Raw genomic sequence first — 23,834 nt, forward strand, 5'->3', positions numbered from 1 at the left:
AGCTCTGTGCCGGCGGGTATTCGACGTACGGAAGCCGGGCGCACTCCATCCAATGGAGCAGCGGCGGCCGAGTGAAACAGGGCAGTGATCGGCGCGGGGTTTACGGGGGGTTGATTATCCATCGGTGCAGTGGCGATATAGGCGCCTAATAAAATTTCAGGGGTCGTTCCATGTCGTTCGCCACGTTGATTCATCGCGCCAGTCTTCCGGGCCCACAGGTCACTGCAGAGCAGGCCTTGCAGGTTCTGACGCAGCATTACGGGCTGAGCGGCAAGTTGCAGGCGCTGGGCAGCCAGCAGGACCTCAATTATCGCGTGGACAGCGAACGCGGGCGATTCGTGCTGAAGATCTGCCGGGGCGACTATTCGCTGGTGGAACTGCAGGCCCAGCACGCGGGGCTGAGGTACCTGGCCGATCATGGCGCTGTGCAGGTTCCTCGGGTGATCCCGGCCAACGACGGCCAGGACCTGTTGTCGCTGGAGATCGGCGGCGAAGCGGTGCATGTACGTCTGCTCGATTACATCGAGGGCCAGCCGCTGACAGCTCTCGATCACCTTGGCCACGATGTCGTCGCCGGTTTCGGCCGGCTCTGCGGCGAAATGGATCTGGCCCTGGCCGGGTTCGACCATCCGGGGCTCGAGCGTACATTGCAGTGGGATGCACGCCACGCCAGCGCCCTGATCGAGCATTTGCTGCCGGTGATCGAGGACCAGCGCCAACGCGCGCTGATCGCCGAGGCTGCCGAACAGGCCAGACTTCGTTTGCAGCCGCTGCTGGAAAAGCTGCCGGTGCAGGCGATCCACATGGACATCACCGACGACAACGTGGTCTGGCAGCGTGACGCCCGACGGCACTGGCAGTTGCAGGGCGTCATCGATTTTGGCGATCTGGTGCGCACCTGGCGCATCACCGATCTGTCGGTCACCTGCGCCGCGCTGCTGCATCATGCCGCCGGCGATCCGTTCGTGATCCTGCCGGCCGTGCAGGCCTATCACGCGGTCAATCCGCTGCAACACGAAGAGCTTCTGGCGCTGTGGCCGCTGATTGTGGCGCGGGCGGCGGTGCTGGTGCTCAGTGGCGAGCAACAGGTCAGCATCGATCCGGGCAATACCTACAGCCGCGATAATCTGAACCACGAGTGGGAGATCTTCCGGGTCGCCACCTCTGTGCCTCTGGCCTTGATGGAGGCTGCGATTCTCACGGCGGTCGGCCAGACATTGCCGACCATCGACAGTGAAGGCTTTGCGCCGTTGTTGCCCGGTCTGGTCGGGCGCGAATTCGCGTTGATCGATCTGGGTGTGTTGAGCGCGCACTTCGAGGCGGGCAATTGGGAGCAGCCTGGCATCGATCAGCGCCTGTTGAGTGAAGCAGCGGCCATCCACGGTCTGGCGGCCAGTCGATACGGGCAATACCGGTTGTCGCGCACCCGGCCCGACAGCACCGATGAGCCAGAGACATTCCCGCTGCACGTTGAATTGCATGTGCCCCAGGGTTCGACGGTGGAAGCGCCGTTTGCTGGCGTACTTCACCTGTCGGCCGACGGCGCGCTGCGACTCGATGGTTCGCAACTGAGCCTGCGCTTGTTGGGCGTGAAACCTTCATTGCACAGTGACGCAGCGCTGGTCAAAGGCCAGGTACTGGGTTCGGTGGACGGTCCCTTGATCGTGCAATTGATTCGCGGCGCACAGCTGGAAGCGCCGCTGTTCTGTACACCATCACGCGCGTTGGCGTGGCAGGCGTTGTCCCCCTCGCCGGCCGCACTGCTGGGCCTGGCCTGCGACGCCGAACCCGAGCTGGACGCAGCTACCTTGCTTGCGCGCCGCGACGCCAGTTTTGCCCGCACCCAAAAGCACTATTACGTCGACCCGCCGCGCATCGAGCGCGGCTGGCGCAATCACCTGATCGACATGCAGGGCCGTTCCTACCTCGACATGCTCAACAACGTCGCGGTGCTCGGCCACGGTCACCCGCGCATGGCGGCGGTCGCGAGCCGGCAGTGGTCGCTGCTCAATACCAACTCGCGATTCAACTATGCGGCGGTCGCCGAGTTTTCCGAGCGCTTGCTGAAACTGGCGCCGGAGGGCATGGATCGGGTGTTCCTGGTCAACAGCGGCAGCGAGGCTAACGATCTGGCGATCCGCCTGGCGTGGGCCGCCAGCGGTGGGCGCGACATGATCAGCGTGCTGGAGGCCTATCACGGCTGGACGGTGGGCGCGGACGCAGTGTCGACCTCGATTGCCGATAACCCGAAGGCCCTGAGCAGTCGCCCGGACTGGGTGCATGCGGTGACCGCGCCCAACACCTATCGCGGCGAATTTCGCGGCCCGGATTCGGCGCCGGATTATGTGCGCAGTGTCGAACATCATCTGGCGAAGATCGACGAGCAGAAACGCCAACTCGCCGGGTTCATCTGCGAGCCGGTCTACGGCAATGCGGGCGGGATCTCGCTACCGCCGGGCTACCTCAAGAAAGTCTATGAACTGGTGCGCGCCCGGGGCGGCGTGTGCATCGCCGATGAGGTGCAGGTCGGTTACGGGCGCATGGGCCACTTCTTCTGGGGCTTCGAAGAGCAAGGCGTGGTGCCGGACATCATCACCATGGCCAAAGGCATGGGCAACGGCCAGCCGCTGGGCGCGGTGATCACCCGCCGGGAAATCGCCGAGGCGCTGGAGGCCGAGGGCTATTTCTTCTCGTCCGCTGGCGGCAGTCCGGTGAGCTGCCAGATCGGCATGGCGGTGCTCGACGTCATGGAAGAAGAAAAACTCTGGGAAAACGCCCAGGTGGTCGGCGCTCATTTCAAGGCCCGGCTGGAGGCGTTGATCGATCAATATCCGTTGGTCGGCGCGGTGCACGGTTCCGGGTTCTATCTGGGGGTCGAGCTGATCCGCAATCGGGAAACCCTGGAACCGGCGACCGAGGAAACCACGCTGTTGTGTGATCGCCTGCGGGAGCTGGGGATTTTCATGCAGCCAACCGGCGATTATCTGAACGTCCTGAAGATCAAGCCGCCGATGGTCACCTCGCGTCAGAGCGTGGATTTCTTTGTCGACATGCTGGCGAAGGTGCTGGAAGAAGGGCTCTGAGGCGATCCGGAACCGGCAAATACCGATTTGTATCGGTATTTGCCTGGTTAAAACGAGATTGTTTTTTATTTATGGCTTCTAAAGTCGATATTTATCGTTTATAAAGTCGCCATAGTCCGTCGTCCATCCCTGTACGGCGTGTTGAAAAACCCTCGACGGTTCCCTGGAGTCTGATCGACATGACCACATTGAAAAGCACACCACGCGCCGATGGCTTTTACATGCCGGCCGAATGGGCACCGCAAACCCAGACCTGGATGATCTGGCCCGAGCGTCCGGACAACTGGCGTCTCGGCGGCAAACCGGCGCAGGCCGCCCACGCGGCAGTGGCCAAAGCCATCGCGCGTTTCGAACCGGTCACCGTGGCGGTCTCTGCCGGCCAGTACGAAAACGCTCGTGCTCGCCTCGACGTGCCGAATATCCGCGTGGTCGAGATGTCCAGCGATGACGCCTGGGTTCGCGATAGCGGCCCGACTTTCGTGATCAACAACAGCGGCGAAGTGCGCGGTGTGAACTGGGACTTCAATGCCTGGGGCGGCTTCGACGGCGGCCTGTATTCGCCGTGGAACCGTGATTCTCAGGTCGGCGGCAAGATCCTCGAAATCGAGCGAAGCCCGCGTTATCGCACCGAAGGCTTCGTGCTCGAAGGCGGCTCGATTCACGTCGACGGCGAAGGCACCCTGATCACCACCGAAGAATGTCTGCTCAACCGCAATCGCAACCCGCACCTGGGTCGCGAAGAGATCGAAGCGGTGCTCAGCGAAAACCTGTCGGTGGACAAGATCATCTGGCTGCCGGATGGCCTGTTCAACGACGAAACCGACGGCCATGTGGATAACTTCTGCTGCTACGTGCGTCCGGGCGAAGTGCTGCTGGCGTGGACCGACGATCCGCAGGATCCGAACTACCCGCGCTGCCAGGCCGCGATGAAAGTGCTGGAAAGCAGCACCGACGCCAAGGGCCGCCCGTTCACGGTGCACAAGATGCCGATTCCGGGGCCGCTGTTTGCCACCGAAGAAGAATGCGCGGGCGTGGATCCGGTGGACGGCACTCAGGAGCGCAACCCGAGCGTGCGCCTGGCCGGTTCCTACGTGAACTTCCTGATCGTCAACGGCGGCATCATCGCGCCGAGCTTCGACGATCCGATGGACGCCCCGGCGCGGGAGATCCTGCAGAACCTGTTCCCGCAACACGAAGTGGTGATGGTGCCGGGTCGCGAACTGTTACTGGGCGGCGGCAATATTCACTGCCTTACCCAACAGCAACCCGCGCCGCACAAAGAGTGAGTGCGGATGTAACAGCTTGAGTTGATTGAAAAATCGACCGGACAGTCATTTGTTGCCCACGCTTGAAGAGAAACCCGCAGCCCGTCAGGACTGCGGGTTTCTTTATGTCCGCTGGTCGACTATTTCATGACGTTGGCATAGCTCTTGTATCGCTCATGACGCACTAGGGAGGGGGGAGAACTTCAACAGTTCTGTCATAAACCTTGGATAACGTAGCCGCTCACGAACGGGGAGAGAGCGCTGAAATGAACGCCGAAGTGAACGTAATCAGCGAGCGGACGTTGCATCCCATGACGGTAAATAGTGAGTCGCTCCAGATTGTCGCGCACTGGTTGAAGTCCAATGGAACGCGTCAGATCAGGGAACCTGATCCGCGCCGGATGATGATCGAGCGTTACCCCGCTGGCCTGTTCAGCGAGGCCGAACTGGAAGCACTGTGGGATGTGATGGAAGGATAAGAAGAACAAACAAGGATTGTAAAAAGCGCTGCCGGGATGGCAGCGCTTTTTTTATGGGCGCGAATCAGAAGCTGTAGGTGCCGGTGACTACCAGGCTTCGCGGTGCGCCCGGCTGGATCTGGAACGCGCTGGTGGCCGACGAGTAATACTCGCGGTCGGTGATATTGTTCAGGGCCCCGCGCAGGTCCCAGTCCTTGTGGCGGTAGCCGACCAGTGCGTCCCAACGGCCATACCCCGGCAGCACGGTGGTGTTGGCGTTGTCGGCGTAACGCTGGCCGACCAGGGTCAGGCCGGTTTCGGCGTACCAGCCCATTTCCGGTTTCCAGGTCAGGAACAGACTGCCGTTGCGCTTGGCCACGTTGTTCACGCGTTTGCCTTCCAGGCCGTTGTTGTCCTTCTCGATGGTCGCGTCCTGCACGCCGACACCACCGCGCACATACCAGTTGCCGACGATCTTGCCGGTACCGGTCAGCTCGATCCCGCGCGAACGTTGCAGGCCGCTGAGCACGGTCAGGGTCGGGTCGTTCGGATCGGTGGTGCGACGGTTGTAAAGTTCCAGCTCATAAACGGCTAGGGTGGTGCTCAGGCGATCGTCGAGCCAGTCGCTTTTCACGCCGATCTCTTTCTGCTTGGTCAGCTCCGGGCTCAGGTCATTGGTGTTACCGGCCGCGCCCGGGGTGATACCGATCAGACCACCGCCTACCGGCGAGAAAGTCTTGGTCCACGAGGCGTAGAACGAATGATTCTGCAGCGGCGTCCAGACCACGCCGAAACGCGGGCTGGTACTGTGGCTGTCACGGTCTTCGGAGATGTTGCGCAGCTTGTTGGTCGACTCGATATCGAAGGTGTCGTAGCGCAGGCCGGCCAGCAATTGCCATTGATCGTTCAGGCGCAGTTGATCCTGAACATAGACCGCGCGGCTTTCGACTTCGGTGTGGCTGCTGCTCGACACCTGCATGCGCCCGGTGTGGCGCAGGTCGCGGTTGGGGTTGTACAGATCCAGCGACGGCACGGCGGAACTGCCGCGCCCGGACGTGGCGGCGTTGTACAGCGTCGGGTCGCGGCGCTGGCTGCCGGTTTCGAGGCCGGTCAGCAGGCGATGATCGAGGCCGAAGGTTTCGAAGCCACCTTCCAGCTCAACGTTGTTGAACACGTTACGGGTGGTCAGGTCCTGCTGCCAGTGCTGGCGGGTGACCTTCTGCGTCGCCGGGGTGTAACCGGTGAGGTAGGTGTTGTCGAAATCGCTGTCGAGCTTGAACACACCGAGTGTGTGGCGCAGTTGCCAGTTGTCGTTGATTTCATAGGCCAGTTTCGAGCGCAGGGACTGCGTCTTGTCGTCGATGAAATCGTGATCGTTGCCGTAGGTCGTGTCCCGGCCGACATCTGCCGGACGTCCACCGACCCCGGGAATGCCGCGATCCGGCGTGCGGTTGTAGCGGCTGTATTCGTATTGCACCAGCCAGTTCAGGTCAGGCGTGAGCTGCCAACTCATCGACGGTGCAAACAGCTGGCGATTGCCGCTGACGCCGTCGCGGAAGCTGTTTTCGTCCATGTTGCCCATGTTCAGGCGCAGGCTGATGTTGTCGCTCGGGTCGGTGCTGAGATCGGCGTACAGGCTGCGCAGGTCTTCGCTGCCACCCTGGGCCTCGATGGTCGAGCGGCGGCCGAATTCGGGTGCCTTGCTGACGCGGTTGACGATCCCGCCCTGGCTGCCACGGCCATACAGCACGGCGGCCGGGCCCTTGAGCACTTCGACGCGTTCGATGTTGTGCAGGTCGCGCTTGTACTGGCTGTCGTCGCGGATGCCGTCCAGATAGAAGTCGTTGCTGGCGTCGAAGCCGCGGATGCGCAGGCTGTCGAAGCGCGTGTCGCCGCCGCTGCTGACGTTGGGCATGCCGCTCAAGGCGTCGCCCAGGTCATTGGTGCCGTAGTTGGCGAAATTGGCGGTCTTGACCGAGTCGATCGCCTGGGGCACGTAACGCACCGGGGTGGAGGTGCGGGTCGCGGTGTTGCTGACCTTTACGCGCGGATCATCAACCTGCGCTTCTGCGCTGATCGACGTGGCGGGAAGCTCGGTCGCGGAGTAAGCGAAACCGGAGGACAAAAAGGCAGAAAGCCCAAGCGTGACGGGCGTGAGACGGAACGGGGCAGGCATTGAAAAGCGCATCCGAAAGGTTGGAAGAATTCGAGCGCGCGAATGGTAATGCTTTGCATTTACTCCCGTTAATTATTCCTGAAAGGTTCCGTGGTTTGATTGTGTCAATTTATTTCATGTTTGTGTCGGAGCGGACAACAAGCGCATTTGACCGATTGCCGAAACAGACTGAAAGCCATTCCGGCGTTTTTCCGCAACGACCGAGGGACTAATGTGCCGACATCGTTTTTCCCACCTTCTGAGCGGAGCTTTCCGATGACTCTTCATTACATCTACGACCCGCTGTGCGGCTGGTGCTATGGCGCCAAACCACTGGTGCAGGCCGCCCAGCAAGTGCTGCCCGTGATCGCCCACGCCGGCGGCATGATGACCGGCGCCAACCGCCAGAACGTTTCACCGCAACTGCGCAATTACGTGATGCCTCACGACCGACGCATTGCCGAATACACCGGTCAGCCCTTCGGCGAAGCTTATTTCGAAGGCCTGTTGCGCGATCACTCGGCGGTGTTTGATTCGGCACCACCGATTGCCGCTGTGATGGCAGCGGAAAAAATCGACGGTCGTGGCCTGGAGCTGCTTGGCCGTTTGCAGACTGCGCACTATGTCGAAGGGCGGCGAATTGCCGACGAAAGTGTGCTTGTGGAATACGCGGTAGAGCAGGGCTACAACGCCGATATGTTCTTGAACGCCGTGAAGTCCGTCGACACCGAACAACATATAAAGAACAGCCGTGCCCTGTTGGCAAAACTGGGTGGGCAGGGTTTTCCAACTTTCGCTCTGGAACAGGACGGTCAGTTCACACTGGTTGATATCGGGCCGTGGCTGGGCAAGCCAGAAGCCTTCGCCCAGTGGTTGAGTGAGTCGTTTACGCCTGCGCCAGGGACTGAAACCCTGCAGGTCTGTGGCCTCGATGGTTGCGCGTAATCCCGCATCAAAATCCCTGACTGCGAGCAATTCCGTGCACGAAGCCATCGCAAAATTTACTTTTTTTAGACGTTTTTCGCCTATTTAAAGACGATTCTTGAAATTGACACATTGTTGAGGGCGCGGCTACGATTCGGCCCAACGCCTGTGGCTAACCGCCATGACTCAAAATTAGGAGCAGGCCCGCCATGACATTGTCTTGAGCGGGTCTTTTTGTTTCGGGGTGAATAAAAGAGTGCAATAAGCGCCGTTTCAGCCGTTCGACACAGCGCGTTTCAACCCGTAATAAGGAAAACAAAATGTTGAACAAGCGAATCAGTCTGATCGCACTGGGGATGTTGAGTGCCACTTCGGCCATGGCTAACGACCAGGCTGAGTCCAAGGGTTTTGTGGAAGACAGCAGCCTCAAAGTGCTGCTGCGCAATGCCTACATCAATCGTGATTACAAAAACGGTAACGACGATAAAGCCGAGTGGGGCCAAGCGGCCATCGGTACGTTCTCGTCCGGTTTCACCCAGGGCACCGTCGGTGTGGGTGTGGACGCGTTCGGTCTGTACGCGCTGCGTCTGGACGGCGGCAAGGGCCGCAGCGGCGCCGGCGGTATCGACTTTTTCAAGCAAGACAACAACGGCAACCCGGCTGACGATCTGGCCAAGGGCGGCGCGGCAGTCAAATTCCGTTTCTCCAACACCGTGCTGACCTACGGTGACCAGATGCCGGCCCTGCCGGTGCTGAACTACGACAACTCCCGTCTGCTCCCAGAGAGCTACACCGGTACCTTGATCACTTCCAAAGAGATCAAAGGTCTGCAGCTGGATGCTGGCCGTTTCACCGCGGAATCGCGCAAGAGCGATGAAGGCCGTGACAGCGGTGGTCTGAAGTCGATCAACGTGTTGGGCGGTAGCTACCAGTTCACCGAAAACTTCAAGGGCGCGCTGTACGCTTCCGACGTCGAAGACGTGCTGAAGAAGCAATACGTGAACGCCAACTACGTGTTGCCGTTCAACAAGGATCAGTCCCTGACCCTGGACTTCAACGGCTACCGCACCAAGCTGGAAGACTCCTACATCCGCGAGAACACTGTACCGGGTAAAAGTATCGTCACTGGTGACGACAACAAAATCTGGAGCCTGGCAGCAACCTTCGCCACTGGTCCGCACTCGTTCACCGTGGCGCACCAGCGTTCCACCGGCGACAGTAACCTGGGCTACGCCTACGGCGGCTACCAGAAAGATCAACATCGTGTCGGGGACGGTGGCAACACCATCTACCTGGCCAACTCCTACTGGTCCGACTTCAACGCTGAAGACGAGCGCAGCTGGCAGTTGGGCTACGGCCTGGACTTCAGCGCATTCGGCGTACCGGGTCTGAGCTACAACTTCGCGTACGTGCGTGGCGACAACATCACCACGTCCACCAGCGAAGGCGGCACCGAGCGCGAGATCTTCAACCAGTTCAAGTACGTCGTGCAAAGTGGCCCGGCCAAAGACCTGAGCATCAAGCTGCGCAGCTCGATCCTGCGTGTTTCGCAGAAATCCAGCGAATACAACGTCAGCGGCAATGAGCTGCGTGTGTTCGTGGATTACCCGATCAACATCTTCTGATGATCGATTGAACCCGCGAAACGCGACAGAAAAACCCCGACTGGTTCGGGGTTTTTTTTTGACGCTTTTTGAAAAAACAGCATAAAAACCCGTGTTTTTGTCATTTGAAATGCACTTTCAAGCCGTTTCAAATCGCGTTTCAAACAGGGCTTTAAATGCCTGAAATTCTTTCTCATGGACGCAAATTCTCCACCTAATAGATTAGGCCGCTCAATGCAGCGGAGAATTTGGTAATGATCGTTTTAACCAGAGAAGTGGGCGAATCGCTACGGCGCGACAAGTACGCCAATGTGCAGGGTGCTGACTTCAATCTCTACGGTCATTTCGCCGACTTCGTCAGACTGACCAAAAGTTGGGAAAACATGGAGCCTGACAGTTACTACGGTCAGGCCGAAGCCGGCATGCGTTACCGTCGTTACAGCGACTTTGAGTACAACCCCAAGACTCGCGAACTGAAGCAGCTGGAACATCGCGCGTACGTGCAGTCCAAGGCCAACAACAGCTATGTGGGCGGCGTGGTGCGGCACTTCCAGGACTTCTCGGACGAAGTCATCAGCTCGCCGGTAATGCGCAGCCTGATCGACACCGATTTTGAAGTGTACAAAAGCGTGTTGCCGGAAGAGCTGCACGATGAAATCTGGCAATGCCAGATCCATCAGATCCGCATCGAGATCAAACCCGGCAAACAACTGGAAATTACGCCGGAAGGTATTCACTGCGACGGTTATCCGTTCAGCGGCGTGCACTTCTGGGGTCGCAACAATGTCGAGGGCGCGGAGAGTCGTCTGTACGACATCCACGAGCAGCAACTGGCGTCGACCACTTACCAGGAAATCCTCGACACCACCTACTTCCTCGACCGCGACATGCGCCACTACGTGACCCCGGCGCGCAACACCCATACCCATGCCATGGCGTACCGGCAGATCCTGGCGATTTCCTTCTCGCGGCCCGGGACCGCTTTCGACATTGTTCGCTAATCAGATCACCCCAATCGACGGCGTCGAATGCTCGACGCCGGTGGTGCTGCGGCGCGCGACGGCCAAGGACGCGCAGCGCATGGAGCGTTTCTTCCGCCAGTTCGACGAAGTGTCGTTCTGTGAATGGCAGGACGCCAAATGCCTGCGCGGCGTGTTGATCCAGAAAACCACCACGGCGTATCTTGCTTTCGATGTCGAAGGCGAGATCGTCGGCGCGGTGCTGGGCGGCATGCTCGGCAGCCGTGGCACGATCAACCATCTGGCGGTCAGCCTGCGCTATCGCAGCCAGGGCGTGGGCCAGCGGCTGGTGGAAGCGGCGTCGGCCGACATGAAACGGGTCGGTGTGCTGCGGATGTTCCTGTTCGTCGATGATGCTAACCTCGCGGGCAAGCGTTTCTGGACGGCCCAGGGTTTTTGCGAACCTCACGGCGAGCGGACATTTGAGAGGGATCTATGAATGAAACATCCGGCAGTGCGCCGCTGATGGTCGACCGTCAGCCGTCGCGCACCTTTGCCGAAGCCAGCCCGGTGGTGGCCGGTTATTTCACCGTGTCATTCGTGTTCGGGCTGATGGCGGTCAACGCCGGGTTGCCACTGTGGCTGCCGGTGGCGATGTGTCTGTTCGTGTATGCCGGAGCTTCGCAATTTGCGGCGTTGGCGCTGATCAGCAGCGGTGCGTCGCTGACCACCATTGTGCTGACCACGTTTCTGATCAACGCGCGGCACATGCTGATGTCGGTCTACATGGCGAAGGCCCTGCGGGCGCTGGGCCTGAGCCGCATGGAGCGTTGGTGCTACGCCGGCGGTCTGACCGATGAATCGTTCGCCTTCCACAGCGTCAAACTGGGCACTGGTGCGCCGGTGAACATTCGCTATCTGATCGGCTTCAACCTGTTCTGCCACACCTCCTGGGTGATCGGCGGATTGCTTGGGGCCCTGTGTGCGCAGTACGCGTCGCACCTGATCAAATACCAGCTCGATTACGCGCTGACCGCGATGATGCTCTACGTGCTGGTCTCGCTGTGCAACACCCGCAACAAACTCATCGCCGCGATGGCCGCAGTCGTCTGCATGGGCGTACTGAGTCTGGTGGGCAGCTCGCCGTTCAACGTTTTCATCGCCACGTTTGTGGGCTGCGGAGTGGGTGTATGCCTGACCAAACGTTCCTGATTCTGGTGGTCGCTCTGATGATGGCCGTGACCTTCCTGCCACGGGCCTTGCCGCTGCAGGTCAACACCGAGCACTGGCCGCCCTTCGTCGCGCGGGCGCTGGAATACCTGCCGGTGGCGATCGTCGCTGCGATCAGCCTGACACCCTTGTTGATCAAGGATCAGCACATACAGCTCGATCGCCCGGAATTCTATGCAGCGATTCCGACGCTGTTATGTGCGTATTTCAGCAAAAACCTCTTTCTCAGTGTGGCGGTTGGGACGGCTGCGTACATTGCGCTCGGCTCGTTCATGTAGCGGCAGATCGACCACGTCGTTCAACGCCTGGCCGGACAGATCCGGGTTGTTCACCGCCAGGCGCACTTCGAGGAAATCCTCGAACCCGGGGAAAATCGTCAGGCCGTTTTTCTGCGCGGCCTCGCGGGAGACCATGCCGACCGCGTCCATCTGGGTGATGAGCGACAAAGTCAGCGTTTCGCTGCAGGAGTAGATCGTCCGCTGACTGTTCTCGTGATTGCCCAGCCCTGCGTCGAGAAAACGCAAAAAGCTGTGGGAATACGGACAATCTTCTGCGGGACGCACCTGAAACTTGTTGCCGAGCAACGTCAGCGGATCGTTCTCCTGACCACAGTGCGCGCCGACCACCTGCACCTGCACTTCAGGCAGGACAATGCTCGGCAGACCCGGACGCTGCGGGCCGATCAACACCGCAAGGTCGAAGTCCTCGTTCTTCAGCTTGCTGAGGTTTTCCATCGACTCGGCGTAGCTGAATTCCATCTGGTAATCGGGAAACACCTCGATCAGGCGCCCGATCAATCGTCGGTTGAAATCCGGGTCCAGCGTGGTGTTCAACGCCACTTTCAATGTGCGTTGTCCCGGCACCTTCAATGCTTCGACTTTCTCTTCCATCTGCCGCGTGGCAATCAGCACTCTGTCCATATAAGGCGTCAGCTCGGTGCCTTGCGGCGTCAGCGTCAGCCCCTTGTTGGATCGTCTAAACAAGCGGAAACCGAACTGCTCTTCGACCTTGTTCAACTGTGCGGCCAGGGCCTGCACGGTCAGGCACGAATGCTCGGCTGCGGCCGACAACGAGCCGGTCTGCACGATGCGCATGAGGTTGCGTAAGGTTCTGCTATCCATGGGTAATGCCCTCTGAAGTGGGCTGGGTATTGTTGTGTACGTGACGACCTGAACGGCGCCATTTGCTGGCTATATTCCTGCACCTGAGCATAGTTGTCGCGCAATTAGTAGCGAATTGATGTCCCTGCCGATGGCTGGAGGCTGACACAGGATCGGGGTTTTTGGTGACGTGGGGGTGATTGGGGTCAAAAAAAGTGCACGGTTTGGGTGCGTCTTCGGGTTTTTCCAAAGGAATTTTGGCGCGATTTTTACAGGCTATTCATTACACCACTTCACAAATGAAGTACCCCACCCCTACTTTTTCCCCTCCCGGCACACGCCTAAATTGAGCTCCAACACCTGACCATCATCCCGAGGGCAGGTCACTGGAGTAGTCGTCATGCCATTTGTCAGCGTACGTATCACCCGCGACGGCGTTACCCGTGAGCAGAAAGCTCAGGTGATCGCCGAAATCACTGAAACCCTGGAACGCGTCCTCAACAAACGCCCGGACCTGACCCACATCGTGATCGAAGAAGTCGACACCGATAACTGGGGCTACGCCGGCATCACCACCACCGAGTACCGCCGACAGCTGGCGGAACGGGGCCAGTCATGACCCCGACCGTGACCATCGATTTCGTCTCCGACGTGGTGTGCCCCTGGTGCGCACTCGGGGCGACAGCGCTGGAGCAGGCGATCGGCAATCTGGCCGGCGAGGTTTCGGTGGAGCTGACCTACAAGCCCTTCGAACTCAACCCGGACATGCCCGCCGAAGGCGAACCGGCCGTGCAGCACCTGATGCGCAAATACGGCCGCACCGCCGAAGACGTCGCCGCCGGCAAGAAGATGCAGATCGAACGCGGCAAAGCCATCGGTTTCGAGTTCGACCTGGAGAAACGCACGCACTTTCACAACACCTTCGATGCTCATCGATTGCTGATGTGGGCGGCGCAGGAAGGGCGGCAGATCGCGCTGAAAAAGATCCTGCTGCGCGCTTACTTCCGCGACGGCGACAACCCCAACGATCACCCGACGCTGATCCGTCTGGCGACCGAAGCGGGACTGGATGCAGCGAGGGCCCGCAAGGTGCTGGTCAACGACGAATTCGCCAGCGAAGTACGGCAACTGCAGGCGTTTTACCGGCAGCACGGAATCAACTCGGTGCCCGCGCTGATCCTGAACGGCAAGCACCTCGTCTCCGGTTCGCAATCGGTCGAGTACTACGAACAAATGCTGAAACAACTGGCTAGCGCCTGATTCAACGCCTACTTATTGATTGAGGATTTCATCATGAGCAATTCGAAAAAAACTGTCGTTATCACTGGTGCTTCCCAAGGTCTGGGCGAAGGCATGGTCAAAGCCTTCCGTGAGCTGGGCTACAACATCGTCGCCACCTCGCGCTCGATCAAACCGTCGAACGACCCGCAAATCCTGACCATCGCCGGCGACATCGGCGACCCGGCCACTGCTCAACGCGTGATCAGCGAAGGCGTGGCACGCTTCGGCCGCATCGACACCCTGGTCAACAACGCCGGCATCTTCGTCGCCAAACCGTTCACCGCCTACACCCCGGAAGACTACGCAGCGGTGCTGTCGGTCAACCTCAACGGCTTCTTCTACATCACCCAACTGGCCATCGCCGAGATGGAAAAACAGGGCAAGGGTCACGTGGTCAACATCACCACCAGCCTGACCGACCACGCGGTAGACGGTGTGCCCTCGGTCCTCGCTTCCCTGACCAAGGGCGGCCTCAACGCCGCCACCAAATCTCTGGCCATCGAATACGCCAAACGCGGGATCCGGGTGAACGCGGTGTCGCCTGGCATCATCAAAACGCCGATGCACGGCGAAGAAACCCACGCGGCGCTGGGTGCGCTGCATCCGGTCGGGCACATGGGCGAGATCGAGGATATCGCGCAGGCGGTGGTGTATCTCGATAACGCGAACTTTGTGACCGGCGAGATTCTGCACGTGGACGGCGGGCAAAGCGCTGGGCACTGATTGATGCGGTAACACAAAGCCCTCGCCGCGATGCGAGGGCTTTTTTATGGGCGACGATTTATGGATCTGGACTCAACACTTTGACCGCGTCATCGACCAGCGCCTTGCTCAACTCCTGCAAATATTGCGAGGCGCAGGCGTGGAGTTCTGGATCGTTGGCGGCAGAAGTATCTGATGTGAGCAGTTTGGAAATGTGCAGCAGGTGGGATGCGTGGGAGAGGGCGGTAACGACCGGGACGCCTGAGTTGGTGCGGAAGAGTGCGTGGTTGGACTGGAAGGAGAAATGGGTAAGACCGAGGGTTGTCAGATCGTGGGGATGGGTCATGGCTTCACCTACCGTTTGTTGGGAGGTGGAAAGGGCAGACTTTGGATGGATCGATGCTAATCATTTGTGAAACTCCCTGTATCAAATGAGGGCTGCCAATTCGTTATCAGGCGAATGGGGTGGCAGCTATGCGCAGGCTGATAAACCGGAGATACAGGAACCCGGCAGACCCGAAGGTCTCCCACGCACAGCCGCCATTACACGGAATTGCAGGCATGAAAAAGCGCCGACAAACGTGGGTTGGGGCGCTGGTGCGCCTGCATCTTACGCGGGTTATCAGGCCCGGTCGCTGAATTGGCAGCGACGGGATTGACGGTAGCGTGGGGGAGGGTTGGGCGCAATCGTGGCCAGGTGGTGGCGGAGGCTGGCGATGTTCCGGATGTGCGGTGCAACAGTTATGTTGCATGCGTAACAGATATGTTGCACATTCGCTCTACCGAAACAGCGAGTGATGCACATGAAGTACAGCGAGTTTCGGCGATGGTTGAAAGCCCAAGGCGTCGAGTTCCAAGCCGGCAAGGGCAGTCATTTCAAGGTTTCCTTGAATGGCAAATCAACTGTCTTTCCCGACCACGGAGCCAAGGAAATGGGCGAAGGGTTGAGAAAATCGATAATCAAACAGCTGGGCCTCAAGGATTGAGGCCCAGCTGTACCCCATGAGAGGAAACGTGATGTTCGAATATGCGTTGGAAGTCCACGAGGAGCCGAGTAGTGTCTGGTTGTCCTGCGCAGAAATTCCAGAGATGCACGCCGCTGGCGACACCCTCGAGGAAGCACTCGACGGCGCCATTGATGCGATGGAAACGGCATTGTCGATTTACGTTGATGATCGCCGGTTGATTCCGACAGGTGATGCGGGGGAGCAGGAAGGTGACGCGGTATTGCGTCTGCCTATACTGACTGCGGCAAAGGTTGGGCTCTGGAATACGCTTTTGGAGTCTGGGATAAGCAAAGCTGAACTGGCACGACGCTTGGGTGTGCAACGACCCCAGGTAGATCGGTTAGTTGATTTCCTGCACCACTCCAAGATAGAGAATGTCGAGCGTGCATTGCAGCAGCTTGGGCGCCGGATTTTGCTTTCGGTTGAGGCTGCGTAAGGTTGAAGAAAAGCCCCCGATAGTGATGGCTGTCGGGGGCTTTTCATTTGGAGTGGAAAACACACCCTCCAGAAACAACAAAGCCCCTGCATTTCTGCAAGGGCTTCGTTTTGTATGGTGCCGGCACCAGGAATCGAACCCGGGACCTACTGATTACAAGTCAGTTGCTCTACCATCTGAGCTATACCGGCGTGTGGGCGACGATTATAGCGACTCGGGTGCTTCTGTAAACCCCTGAATTCAGACTATTTTTGCGCCCTCTGCGATTCACGCCCGGCGCAGGACGTTGCGCAGTTTTTGTACAGCGCGCCAGGCGCGGCTGTTTTGCATGGCGCGCAGTTGGGCTTCGGCCTGTTCGGCGCGTTGCAGGGCGGTTTCCAGGGCCGGGTTTACCGGGTGGGCGAGGTTGTGGCCTTTGCACAGCTGGAAGTTGTCGAGGTTGCACGGTGGCAGGTCGAACGCGGGTTTGAGGTTGATGTGTTCGTTGGCCAGGAAGAAGCTGTTGAGGCCGTCGAACAGGACGTTGGTGTAGCCGGCGTCGGTCACCAGGTGTTCCCAGGTGTGGTCGCGCTCCCATGGGGTTTCGATGAGGATGATCCAGGGGCGGAAGCGACGGAAGTCCATGCCGCGCAGGACGGTTTCTTCGTGGCCTTCGACGTCGATTTTCAGGAAGTGGATCGGCCGCTCGGCGGCGTGTTCTTCGCAGATCGAGGTCAGTGTGCGTGCGTTGACAGTGAAGCTTTGCACGTCCATGCCGAGGTTTTTGCGTTCTTGCGCAACGATTGGGTCAGCGGTGGACAGGCCGGTGTCGGCAATGCCGTAGAAAGTCAGTTCGCCCGGGTGGTCGCTGGCCACGCATTGCAGCGTGGTGTCGCGGGGGCGATGCTGGCGAAGTGCGTCGTGGTAGTTCTGCATCGGTTCGACGTTGATGCCCTGCCAGCCGCGATCATAAAAAGCTTTGGTGACCGAATCGTGGATAGGGTCATTGGCGCCGACATCGATATAAAAACCGTTTTCAAAATACTGAAGGGCGCGCCAAAGGCGAACGTCCTCGAAATTCTGTGCGTAAGAAATGAACGTCACGGTCGATTCCTGTCGGTCAGATTTTTCTTGTTCGGGCGCGCGCTACCTGCACGGCGTAGGTCTGTATAGCAAGGGCGGATGGCAGGCGCAATTGCCCGTTGCCGGCGTCCGCGATTCGGCGGTTATGTCCTTTTGCTCGAGGGCTTATGCACAACAGGCTTTGAAGAGGACGGGCTTAGAGGAGATTTTGTGGACGGGTTCTCATTTGGGTCGCAAATCCCTGTTTTGCCGGTTTTTTATCTATATGAACAAAAAATGACCAGCACTGTTAGTGGCCTGAAACAGCCGTGGATATTGGATCCACGATAATTCCATCAACAGAGTTATCCACAGGCTGTGGAAGCTTAAACGCGCTCTGCCAGCAACAGGAAATTGCGCGGTGTGAGCGGCGCTTCGCAGAAGGTGCCGAGACGTACGACATAGCCCTGTTCGCTGAGGAAAAGTGCCCGATCAAGATTCAGCCAAAGCTCCAGCGGCCGCCGGAACAGTCCGCGGAGCAGTTCCAGGTTGCGAACTTCGGCCAATCGCTGCCAACCGGCGGCTTCCAGTGCTACCCAATCTGGCGAGCCAATTGTGGATAACTCTTTGAGTGCTGCCAGATCGCAGCAGTAATCGGCGAACGGTTTGTCCAGCCAGGCGCTCGGCAGGGACGGCGTCGGCAGGTATTCGTCGACGCCACGCACTTGCCGTTGCAACTTATCGAAAGCGAGCCTGCGGGCCATGGAAGTGTCACGCTGACGTCGGACGCGGACACCGGCGGTGACGGTCTCGCTCATTGGCAGTGAAAGATCTTCCAGCGAGAGCTGTAGGTCTGATCGCGAACCTGCGGAGGACAACGCCTGATATTCAGTGCGACTGATCCGGTTGTAGCAGCACGGGGCGATCGCCAATTGTCGGCAGCCAGCGGCGGAGGCCAGTTGCATCAATCGAACATGCAGATCGCCGCAAGCATGCAGGGCAACAGGCGTGTGTTCGGCGTTCAGCAATAAAGCGGTGTTCGCCGCGAGCACATCCTGCTCGACATGCAGCGCATGCAGGTGATGGCGCTGACTCAGCGCCTGACCGCTGGCAACCAGCGCCGGATCGTATTCCAGACAGGTGAGTTGCTGATCAGCGCCGAGCAGGCGCCGGCCCAAGTGGCCTTTGCCCGAACACCAATCCAGCCAGTGCTTCGGTTGCGTAGGAAACGACAAGCGGCTGGCGAAGGCTTCGATCTGCTGCCATTTGCGCCCCGGCACATCGACATTCAGACGATGCCCGGCGGCTTCCAGCGAATGCGCAGGCAACTCACCCACCGCACTCAGTTCAAGCGACAACGCCGCCAATGAAGCAAAGGGCTCCGGCGCTTCCGAAAGATCGGCAGGGTGGTTATGGGCGTTTTCCGCATCTTCCAGCGAACGTCCGCGTAGCCACGAGGCGAGTTCCGGGTAGGACGCTTCCCAAGGCAGTTGCAGATGAGTGAACGGGCGAGGCTTCCACAGCGCCTGATGCGATGTGAGAAATGTATCCAGTGCCGTGAAACGGGCGAGCAGGGCCTCGCCCGTCAACACGTCAGAAGAATCAGCGTCCCTGGCACGCATCGACGCGCAGCCAGCGTTCCAGCAGCTTGAAGCCGCGAACCAGCACGTAAGCCATCACCAGATAGAACACGCCGGCAGCGAAGAAGATCTCCACCGGCAAGTAAGTGCGGGCAATGATCGTGCGGGCCATGCCGGTCAGCTCCAGCAAAGTCACGGTGCTGGCCAGGGCGCTGGCCTTGAGCATCAGGATCACTTCGTTGCTGTAGGCCGGCAGGCCAATGCGCGCGGCACGCGGCAGGATTATGTAGAACAGCGCTTTCGGCCGGGACATGCCCAATGCCCGCGCCGCTTCGATCTCGCCCGGCGGAATCGCCTGGATCGCGCCGCGCAGGATCTCGGCGATGTATGCCGCCGTGTGCAGGGTCATGGTCGCGGTGGCACACCAGAACGGATCGCGCAGGTACGGCCACATCGAGCTGTTACGCACCGCATCGAACTGCGCAAGGCCGTAATAGACCAGGAACAGTTGAACCAGCAACGGCGTGCCACGGAAAAAGAAGATGTAGGCGTAGGGCAAAGCGCGCACGTACCACAGCTTCGAAGAACGGGCGATGCCCAGCGGAATCGCCAGCAGCAAACCGGCGATCACAGCGATGGCCACCAGCTCCAGGGTCAGCGTCGCGCCCTGGGCCAGTTTCGGCAGCCACTTGATGATGACTTCCCAATTCATTGAGCGCTCCTCGCGAAGCCGCGTGCGGCGCGTTTTTCCAGCAGGTGCATGCCGATCATCGCCAGCACGGTCAGGCACAGGTACATGAGCGCCGCCACCATATAGAAGGTGAATGGCTGCTTGGACACGGTCACGCCGATCTGCGCGTGGCGCATGATTTCTTCCAGACCGATGACCGACACCAGTGCGGTATCTTTCATCAGGATCATGAACAGGTTGCCCAGGCCGGGCAGGGCGATGCGCCACATTTGCGGCATGATCAGCCGGGTGAAGATCCGCCATTTCGACAGGCCCAGGGCCACGCCGGCCTCACGGTGGCCTTTGGGAATGGCGAGGATCGCGCCACGAAACACTTCTGTGGCGTAGGCGCCGAAGCACAGGCCCAGCGCGATGACGCCGGCGGCGAAGGCGCTGAGTTCCAGTTCGGGGTTGCCGAGGAATTCACCGAACGCGCGCATCGCGTTGACCGTACCGAAGTAGATCAACAGCACCCAGAGCAATTCCGGGACGCCACGCACCAGGGTCGAATAGGTTCCGCCAAGCCATTGCAGCGGCTTGTACGGGGAAGTCTTGGCCAAGGCGCCGAGCAGACCGAGCACCAGCCCCAGGCACAGGGCCGAGAGTGCCAGTTTGACGGTCATCAGCGCGCCGGCGAAGAGCGCCGGGCCGAATCCGTAGAGGTCGATAATCATGGATTTCTTTTCAAATCGCGGCAGGCAAGGCCGGGGATCGGCGTCGTCATGTAACGGCGCCGATCCGGCAGGTCAGGATCAGTAGATGCTGAACGGGAAGTACTTGTCGTTGATCTTCTTGTAGGTGCCGTCGGCAACGATTTCCTTCAGCGCGGCATTCAGCTTCTCGCGGATCGGGTCGCCTTTACGTACAGCGATACCGATCTTGTCGCTTTCTTCCACCGGGTCGCCTTTGAATTCGTAGGCTTTACCGGCGTCGCTTTTCAGCCACTCGTAGTTGACGTATTTGTCGGCGAGGATGCCGTCCAGGCGACCGGAAGTCAGGTCGAGGTAGGCATTTTCCTGGGTGTCGTACAGCTTGACGGTGATGTCGTCACCGAAGTTGTCTTCCAGGAAGGTGCCGGCCAGGGTCGCGCGCTGGGCGCCGATCACCTTGCCTTTCAGCGCAGCCTTGTCGGTTTTGAAGTCGACGTTTTTCGGCGCGATGAATTGCAGCTTGTTGGAGTAGTACGGGTCGGTGAAGTCCACCGCTTGCTTGCGCTCGTCGGTGATCGACATCGAGGAGATCAGGAAGTCGAACTTCTTGGCGTTCAGGGCCGGGATGATGCCGTCCCAGTCGGAGGTGACCACGGAGCATTCAACTTTCATCTTGGCGCACAGGGCGTCGCCGATGTCTTTGTCGAAGCCGACGACGTTGCCGCTGGCATCTTTGTTGTTGAACGGCGGGTAAGCCGCTTCGATGCCCATCTTCAGGGTCTCGGCCATTGCACCGGCGCTGAACGCGAGGGTGACGGCGGCGGCCAGGAAGACCTTTTTGTAGTTCTGCATGCGGGTAGCTCCGTTAGCGGTTGCTGGACATGAATTGTTTGCAGCGCGCCGAAAGCGGGTTTTCGAACACCTGCTGTGGCGATCCTTGCTCTTCTACCAGGCCCTGGTGGAGGAACACCACTTCGCTGGAGACCTGACGGGCGAAGCCCATTTCATGGGTCACGAGCAGCATGGTGCGGCCTTCTTCGGCCAATGCGCGGATGACATTAAGTACTTCCTGGACCATTTCCGGGTCAAGGGCGGAGGTGGGCTCGTCGAACAGGATCACCTTGGGCTGCATCGCCAGTGTGCGGGCAATCGCCGCGCGCTGTTGCTGGCCGCCGGACAGTTGCGCCGGGTAGGCGTGGCGCTTGTCGGCGATGCCGACCTTGGCCAGCAGCGCTTCGGCGACCTCGATGGCTTCGGCCTTGCTCTGGCCGAGCACGCGGCGTGGGGCTTCAATGATGTTGTCGAGCACGCTCATGTGCGGCCACAGATTAAAGTTTTGAAACACAAAACCAATCTCGGAGCGCAGGCGATTGATCTGCTTGCCGTCGGCGGCAACCAGTTCGCCATTCTTGGCGGCCTTGAGCTTGAGTTCTTCCCCGGCCACGAGGATCTGGCCCTGATGCGGGTTTTCCAACAGGTTGATGCATCGCAGGAACGTGGACTTGCCGGAACCGGAGGAACCCAGGATCGAGATCACATCGCCGTCGCGGGCGGTCAGCGAGATGCCTTTGAGCACCTCAAGCTGTCCGTAGCGTTTGTGCAAGTTGCGGATTTCAAGCGCGGGCGTGGCCTCAGCCATGTGCGTTCCTCATATATGTTGCGCTCCTGCTGTTGGTTGGCCTTCCTGGCGAGGCGGCCAAGCTAGCATAGCGTTTCAATGGCAGCCAACAGCGCTACGAGCGGTAAACGGATGGCGTGTGGCAGGTTGTCGCATCGGCGCAGCAGACTGTCGCCCCATCAACAACCGAACGGGTGTTTGAACGTTGATTCCCGTGGGTGTCGCGTAAAAAAAGGCGCGATGTTGCCACCTTTGGCGGGGTGTTGGAAGCGCTATCCGGCCGATCGTTCCTCATTCGCCCTTTTATTGTGCATCCCGCACTTTTTCAGTGTGTTTCTGGTGCGCTCGTTCGTTTGAAAAGTGAGTCGCAGGGTAACGCTTTGGCGAAAGGCCAGTATTCTCAAGGACTTGCGATGACTGTCCGGTCGCGCTGAAAACCGCAGAGCAGAAGAGTTTGAAACATTTTGGCGCATTTATTGCGTGCAGAATCCGGAACGCCCCGTTGGATTCTTTTTACGAGAAGGAACGCCAGACGGGCCGGACGCAATCGCTTTCCTCGCAAAGGTAGTTCCAATGAGCAGTACCCAAAGCTCCAATGGCCTCGAACAGGGGCTCAAACCGCGTCATGTGACCATGCTGTCGATCGCCGGGGTGATCGGTGCAGGTCTGTTCGTCGGCTCCGGCCACGCCATCGCCGCCGCCGGTCCCGCTGTTCTGCTGGCTTACGCCGCTGCTGGCGCGCTGGTTGTGCTGGTCATGCGCATGCTCGGCGAAATGGCTGTTGCCTCGCCTGACACCGGCTCGTTCTCGACTTACGCCGACCGCGCTATCGGTCACTGGGCCGGTTTCACCATCGGCTGGCTGTACTGGTGGTTCTGGGTCTTGGTGATTCCGCTGGAAGCCAACGCCGCCGCGACCATCCTGCACGCGTGGTTCCCCGGTGTGGAAATCTGGGCCTTCGCCCTGATCATCACCATGCTGCTGACCGTGACCAACCTGTTCAGCGTGAAAAACTACGGTGAGTTCGAATTCTGGTTCGCCCTGCTCAAAGTCGTGGCGATCATCGGTTTCATCATCCTCGGCGTCGCGGCCATTTTCGGCTTCCTGCCGAACAGCCAGGTCAGCGGCGTTTCGCACATCTTCGACACCCAGGGCTTCCTGCCGAACGGCATGGGTGCGGTATTGGGCGCAATCCTGACCACCATGTTCTCCTTCATGGGTACCGAGATCGTGACCATCGCGGCCGCGGAATCAAAGAACCCGGGCAAGCAGATCTCCAAGGCCACCAACTCGGTGATCTGGCGGATCGGCCTGTTCTACCTCGTGTCGATCTTCATCGTTGTGGCCCTGGTGCCATGGAACGACCCGGTTCTGGCCAGCGTTGGTTCCTACCAGACCGTGCTTGAGCGCATGGGCATCCCGAACGCCAAGATGATCGTCGACATCGTGGTTCTGGTTGCGGTGACCAGTTGCCTGAACTCGGCGCTGTACACCTCTTCGCGCATGCTGTTCTCCCTCGGCAAGCGTGGCGATGCACCGGCCATGGCGACCCGCACCAACAAGAGCGGCACGCCTTACTGGGCGGTGATGCTGTCTACCGGCGCGGCGTTCCTGTGCACCTTCGCCAACTACGTGGCCCCGGCTGCGGTGTTCGAGTTCCTGCTGGCGAGCTCCGGCGCCATCGCGCTGCTGGTGTACCTGGTGATCGCGATTTCGCAACTGCGCATGCGTAAACAACGCATGGCTCGCGGCGAGAAGATCGTTTTCAGCATGTGGCTGTTCCCGGGTCTGACCTACGCGGTGATCGTATTCATCGTGGCGGCCCTGACCATCATGCTGTTCCAGGAGGCCCACCGCGTGGAAATCCTCGCGACCGGCCTGCTGAGCCTGGTGGTTGTCGCGACTGGCTTGCTCGTGGCACGCCGTCGCAAGGCAGAAAACCGTGGTGCGGTGGTTTTGAACTGATCCGTATCGCGTAATGCAAAACGGCCGCTTGTCAGTGATGACAAGC

The 23,834-nt window shown here is 59.5% G+C and carries 24 protein-coding genes and 1 tRNA gene; 15 read left to right on the forward strand and 10 right to left on the reverse strand.

What is annotated here, in order from left to right:
* Positions 1–170 precede the first annotated feature (170 nt).
* From ABFB52_RS02500 to ABFB52_RS02510, 3 genes are all read left to right on the forward strand, one after another.
* Positions 171–3,083, forward strand: a complete 2,913-nt coding sequence (locus ABFB52_RS02500; protein WP_129973498.1) for an aminotransferase — start codon at positions 171–173, stop codon at positions 3,081–3,083.
* A 179-nt stretch (positions 3,084–3,262) separates the two neighbouring features.
* Complete coding sequence (aguA, locus tag ABFB52_RS02505) at positions 3,263–4,369, forward strand: agmatine deiminase (RefSeq protein WP_007952634.1); 1,107 nt, start codon at positions 3,263–3,265, stop codon at positions 4,367–4,369.
* A 245-nt stretch (positions 4,370–4,614) separates the two neighbouring features.
* Positions 4,615–4,827 (forward strand): hypothetical protein, encoded by a 213-nt coding sequence (locus ABFB52_RS02510; protein ID WP_102687846.1) that lies wholly within the window; start codon positions 4,615–4,617, stop codon positions 4,825–4,827.
* Positions 4,828–4,891: 64 nt separating this feature from the next.
* Here the strand turns inward: ABFB52_RS02510 and ABFB52_RS02515 are convergent, their stop codons facing one another.
* Positions 4,892–6,982, reverse strand: coding sequence for a TonB-dependent siderophore receptor (locus tag ABFB52_RS02515; RefSeq protein ID WP_129973497.1), 2,091 nt, complete (start codon positions 6,980–6,982; stop codon positions 4,892–4,894).
* 255 nt (positions 6,983–7,237) lie between these two features.
* Here ABFB52_RS02515 and ABFB52_RS02520 point away from each other — a divergent pair, with 255 nt between their 5' ends.
* The 6 genes from ABFB52_RS02520 (at position 7,238) to ABFB52_RS02545 (ending at position 11,956) form a co-directional block, all read left to right on the forward strand.
* Positions 7,238–7,906: a DsbA family protein gene (locus tag ABFB52_RS02520; RefSeq protein WP_085746361.1), complete on the forward strand. Its 669-nt coding sequence runs from the start codon at positions 7,238–7,240 to the stop codon at positions 7,904–7,906.
* 299 nt (positions 7,907–8,205) lie between these two features.
* Complete coding sequence (locus ABFB52_RS02525) at positions 8,206–9,510, forward strand: OprD family porin (protein ID WP_085746362.1); 1,305 nt, start codon at positions 8,206–8,208, stop codon at positions 9,508–9,510.
* Positions 9,511–9,743: 233 nt separating this feature from the next.
* Positions 9,744–10,490, forward strand: a complete 747-nt coding sequence (locus ABFB52_RS02530) for a 2OG-Fe dioxygenase family protein (RefSeq protein WP_102687849.1) — start codon at positions 9,744–9,746, stop codon at positions 10,488–10,490.
* Positions 10,491–10,569: 79 nt separating this feature from the next.
* Positions 10,570–10,947 (forward strand): GNAT family N-acetyltransferase, encoded by a 378-nt coding sequence (locus ABFB52_RS02535; RefSeq protein WP_007952618.1) that lies wholly within the window; start codon positions 10,570–10,572, stop codon positions 10,945–10,947.
* Positions 10,944–11,660, forward strand: coding sequence for an AzlC family ABC transporter permease (locus tag ABFB52_RS02540; RefSeq protein WP_129973496.1), 717 nt, complete (start codon positions 10,944–10,946; stop codon positions 11,658–11,660). The genes ABFB52_RS02535 and ABFB52_RS02540 overlap by 4 nt, the downstream gene beginning before the upstream one ends.
* Positions 11,639–11,956 (forward strand): AzlD domain-containing protein, encoded by a 318-nt coding sequence (locus tag ABFB52_RS02545; protein WP_007952614.1) that lies wholly within the window; start codon positions 11,639–11,641, stop codon positions 11,954–11,956. The genes ABFB52_RS02540 and ABFB52_RS02545 overlap by 22 nt, the downstream gene beginning before the upstream one ends.
* Here ABFB52_RS02545 and ABFB52_RS02550 read toward each other — a convergent pair.
* Positions 11,873–12,799: a LysR family transcriptional regulator gene (locus ABFB52_RS02550; RefSeq protein WP_085647967.1), complete on the reverse strand. Its 927-nt coding sequence runs from the start codon at positions 12,797–12,799 to the stop codon at positions 11,873–11,875. The two genes, ABFB52_RS02545 and ABFB52_RS02550, sit on opposite strands and share 84 nt — an antisense overlap.
* Before the next feature lie 379 nt (positions 12,800–13,178).
* Here ABFB52_RS02550 and ABFB52_RS02555 point away from each other — a divergent pair, with 379 nt between their 5' ends.
* From ABFB52_RS02555 to ABFB52_RS02565, 3 genes are read left to right on the forward strand one after another with little or no spacing between them, the layout of a single operon-like run.
* Entirely contained in the window at positions 13,179–13,397 is a 219-nt protein-coding gene (locus ABFB52_RS02555) for a 4-oxalocrotonate tautomerase family protein (RefSeq protein WP_007952610.1), read from the forward strand.
* Positions 13,394–14,038 (forward strand): DsbA family oxidoreductase, encoded by a 645-nt coding sequence (locus ABFB52_RS02560; protein WP_085746363.1) that lies wholly within the window; start codon positions 13,394–13,396, stop codon positions 14,036–14,038. The genes ABFB52_RS02555 and ABFB52_RS02560 overlap by 4 nt, the downstream gene beginning before the upstream one ends.
* Before the next feature lie 33 nt (positions 14,039–14,071).
* Complete coding sequence (locus ABFB52_RS02565) at positions 14,072–14,782, forward strand: SDR family NAD(P)-dependent oxidoreductase (protein WP_129973495.1); 711 nt, start codon at positions 14,072–14,074, stop codon at positions 14,780–14,782.
* A 58-nt stretch (positions 14,783–14,840) separates the two neighbouring features.
* On the opposite strand, the gene ABFB52_RS02570 is transcribed toward ABFB52_RS02565, so the two are convergent.
* On the reverse strand, positions 14,841–15,107 hold the full coding sequence (locus tag ABFB52_RS02570; RefSeq protein WP_129973494.1) for a DUF3077 domain-containing protein: 267 nt from the start codon (positions 15,105–15,107) through the stop codon (positions 14,841–14,843).
* A gap of 457 nt (positions 15,108–15,564) precedes the next feature.
* On the opposite strand from ABFB52_RS02570, the gene ABFB52_RS02575 reads away from it, so the two are divergent.
* Positions 15,565–15,747 carry a type II toxin-antitoxin system HicA family toxin gene (locus ABFB52_RS02575; protein WP_102687894.1) on the forward strand — a complete coding sequence of 61 codons (183 nt, stop codon included), beginning with the start codon at positions 15,565–15,567 and terminating at the stop codon, positions 15,745–15,747.
* Positions 15,748–15,778: 31 nt separating this feature from the next.
* Entirely contained in the window at positions 15,779–16,204 is a 426-nt protein-coding gene (locus tag ABFB52_RS02580) for a type II toxin-antitoxin system HicB family antitoxin (RefSeq protein ID WP_102717644.1), read from the forward strand.
* 115 nt (positions 16,205–16,319) lie between these two features.
* Here ABFB52_RS02580 and ABFB52_RS02585 read toward each other — a convergent pair.
* The 7 genes from ABFB52_RS02585 to ABFB52_RS02615 all read right to left on the reverse strand — a co-directional run bounded on the left by ABFB52_RS02585 (position 16,320) and on the right by ABFB52_RS02615 (position 21,844).
* Positions 16,320–16,395 (reverse strand) — tRNA-Thr (locus ABFB52_RS02585).
* Between the two features lie 76 nt (positions 16,396–16,471).
* Positions 16,472–17,287, reverse strand: coding sequence for an FkbM family methyltransferase (locus tag ABFB52_RS02590; RefSeq protein WP_102717649.1), 816 nt, complete (start codon positions 17,285–17,287; stop codon positions 16,472–16,474).
* Between the two features lie 344 nt (positions 17,288–17,631).
* Positions 17,632–18,867 (reverse strand): methyltransferase, encoded by a 1,236-nt coding sequence (locus ABFB52_RS02595; protein ID WP_129973493.1) that lies wholly within the window; start codon positions 18,865–18,867, stop codon positions 17,632–17,634.
* A complete protein-coding gene (locus ABFB52_RS02600) occupies positions 18,848–19,537 on the reverse strand; it encodes an ABC transporter permease (RefSeq protein ID WP_007952568.1) in 690 nt (229 codons plus the stop codon). Before ABFB52_RS02600 ends, ABFB52_RS02595 begins: the two co-directional genes overlap by 20 nt.
* A complete protein-coding gene (locus ABFB52_RS02605; RefSeq protein WP_085746367.1) occupies positions 19,534–20,229 on the reverse strand; it encodes an ABC transporter permease in 696 nt (231 codons plus the stop codon). The genes ABFB52_RS02600 and ABFB52_RS02605 overlap by 4 nt, the downstream gene beginning before the upstream one ends.
* A 78-nt stretch (positions 20,230–20,307) precedes the next feature.
* On the reverse strand, positions 20,308–21,057 hold the full coding sequence (locus tag ABFB52_RS02610) for an ABC transporter substrate-binding protein (protein WP_039764659.1): 750 nt from the start codon (positions 21,055–21,057) through the stop codon (positions 20,308–20,310).
* A gap of 13 nt (positions 21,058–21,070) precedes the next feature.
* Complete coding sequence (locus ABFB52_RS02615; RefSeq protein WP_007897462.1) at positions 21,071–21,844, reverse strand: ABC transporter ATP-binding protein; 774 nt, start codon at positions 21,842–21,844, stop codon at positions 21,071–21,073.
* Positions 21,845–22,396: 552 nt separating this feature from the next.
* On the opposite strand from ABFB52_RS02615, the gene gabP reads away from it, so the two are divergent.
* The gene (gene gabP / locus ABFB52_RS02620; protein ID WP_129973492.1) at positions 22,397–23,788 is read left to right on the forward strand and encodes a GABA permease; all 1,392 of its coding nucleotides are present in this window, start codon (positions 22,397–22,399) and stop codon (positions 23,786–23,788) included.
* The last annotated feature ends 46 nt before the right edge of the window (positions 23,789–23,834 follow it).

Origin of the sequence: Pseudomonas sp. 9.2(2024), from assembly GCF_039695385.1 — a bacterium.
Taxonomy (GTDB): domain Bacteria; phylum Pseudomonadota; class Gammaproteobacteria; order Pseudomonadales; family Pseudomonadaceae; genus Aquipseudomonas; species Aquipseudomonas paraglycinae.

Coding starts and splice junctions, on each gene's coding strand:
- ABFB52_RS02500 (WP_129973498.1), top strand. CDS start 171: ATGTCGTTCGCCACGTTGATTCATCGCGCCAGTCTTCCGGGCCCACAG.
- aguA (WP_007952634.1), top strand. CDS start 3,263: ATGACCACATTGAAAAGCACACCACGCGCCGATGGCTTTTACATGCCG.
- ABFB52_RS02510 (WP_102687846.1), top strand. CDS start 4,615: ATGAACGCCGAAGTGAACGTAATCAGCGAGCGGACGTTGCATCCCATG.
- ABFB52_RS02515 (WP_129973497.1), bottom strand. CDS start 6,982: ATGCCTGCCCCGTTCCGTCTCACGCCCGTCACGCTTGGGCTTTCTGCC.
- ABFB52_RS02520 (WP_085746361.1), top strand. CDS start 7,238: ATGACTCTTCATTACATCTACGACCCGCTGTGCGGCTGGTGCTATGGC.
- ABFB52_RS02525 (WP_085746362.1), top strand. CDS start 8,206: ATGTTGAACAAGCGAATCAGTCTGATCGCACTGGGGATGTTGAGTGCC.
- ABFB52_RS02530 (WP_102687849.1), top strand. CDS start 9,744: ATGATCGTTTTAACCAGAGAAGTGGGCGAATCGCTACGGCGCGACAAG.
- ABFB52_RS02535 (WP_007952618.1), top strand. CDS start 10,570: ATGGAGCGTTTCTTCCGCCAGTTCGACGAAGTGTCGTTCTGTGAATGG.
- ABFB52_RS02540 (WP_129973496.1), top strand. CDS start 10,944: ATGAATGAAACATCCGGCAGTGCGCCGCTGATGGTCGACCGTCAGCCG.
- ABFB52_RS02545 (WP_007952614.1), top strand. CDS start 11,639: ATGCCTGACCAAACGTTCCTGATTCTGGTGGTCGCTCTGATGATGGCC.
- ABFB52_RS02550 (WP_085647967.1), bottom strand. CDS start 12,799: ATGGATAGCAGAACCTTACGCAACCTCATGCGCATCGTGCAGACCGGC.
- ABFB52_RS02555 (WP_007952610.1), top strand. CDS start 13,179: ATGCCATTTGTCAGCGTACGTATCACCCGCGACGGCGTTACCCGTGAG.
- ABFB52_RS02560 (WP_085746363.1), top strand. CDS start 13,394: ATGACCCCGACCGTGACCATCGATTTCGTCTCCGACGTGGTGTGCCCC.
- ABFB52_RS02565 (WP_129973495.1), top strand. CDS start 14,072: ATGAGCAATTCGAAAAAAACTGTCGTTATCACTGGTGCTTCCCAAGGT.
- ABFB52_RS02570 (WP_129973494.1), bottom strand. CDS start 15,107: ATGACCCATCCCCACGATCTGACAACCCTCGGTCTTACCCATTTCTCC.
- ABFB52_RS02575 (WP_102687894.1), top strand. CDS start 15,565: ATGAAGTACAGCGAGTTTCGGCGATGGTTGAAAGCCCAAGGCGTCGAG.
- ABFB52_RS02580 (WP_102717644.1), top strand. CDS start 15,779: ATGTTCGAATATGCGTTGGAAGTCCACGAGGAGCCGAGTAGTGTCTGG.
- ABFB52_RS02595 (WP_129973493.1), bottom strand. CDS start 18,867: ATGCGTGCCAGGGACGCTGATTCTTCTGACGTGTTGACGGGCGAGGCC.
- ABFB52_RS02600 (WP_007952568.1), bottom strand. CDS start 19,537: ATGAATTGGGAAGTCATCATCAAGTGGCTGCCGAAACTGGCCCAGGGC.
- ABFB52_RS02605 (WP_085746367.1), bottom strand. CDS start 20,229: ATGATTATCGACCTCTACGGATTCGGCCCGGCGCTCTTCGCCGGCGCG.
- ABFB52_RS02610 (WP_039764659.1), bottom strand. CDS start 21,057: ATGCAGAACTACAAAAAGGTCTTCCTGGCCGCCGCCGTCACCCTCGCG.
- ABFB52_RS02615 (WP_007897462.1), bottom strand. CDS start 21,844: ATGGCTGAGGCCACGCCCGCGCTTGAAATCCGCAACTTGCACAAACGC.
- gabP (WP_129973492.1), top strand. CDS start 22,397: ATGAGCAGTACCCAAAGCTCCAATGGCCTCGAACAGGGGCTCAAACCG.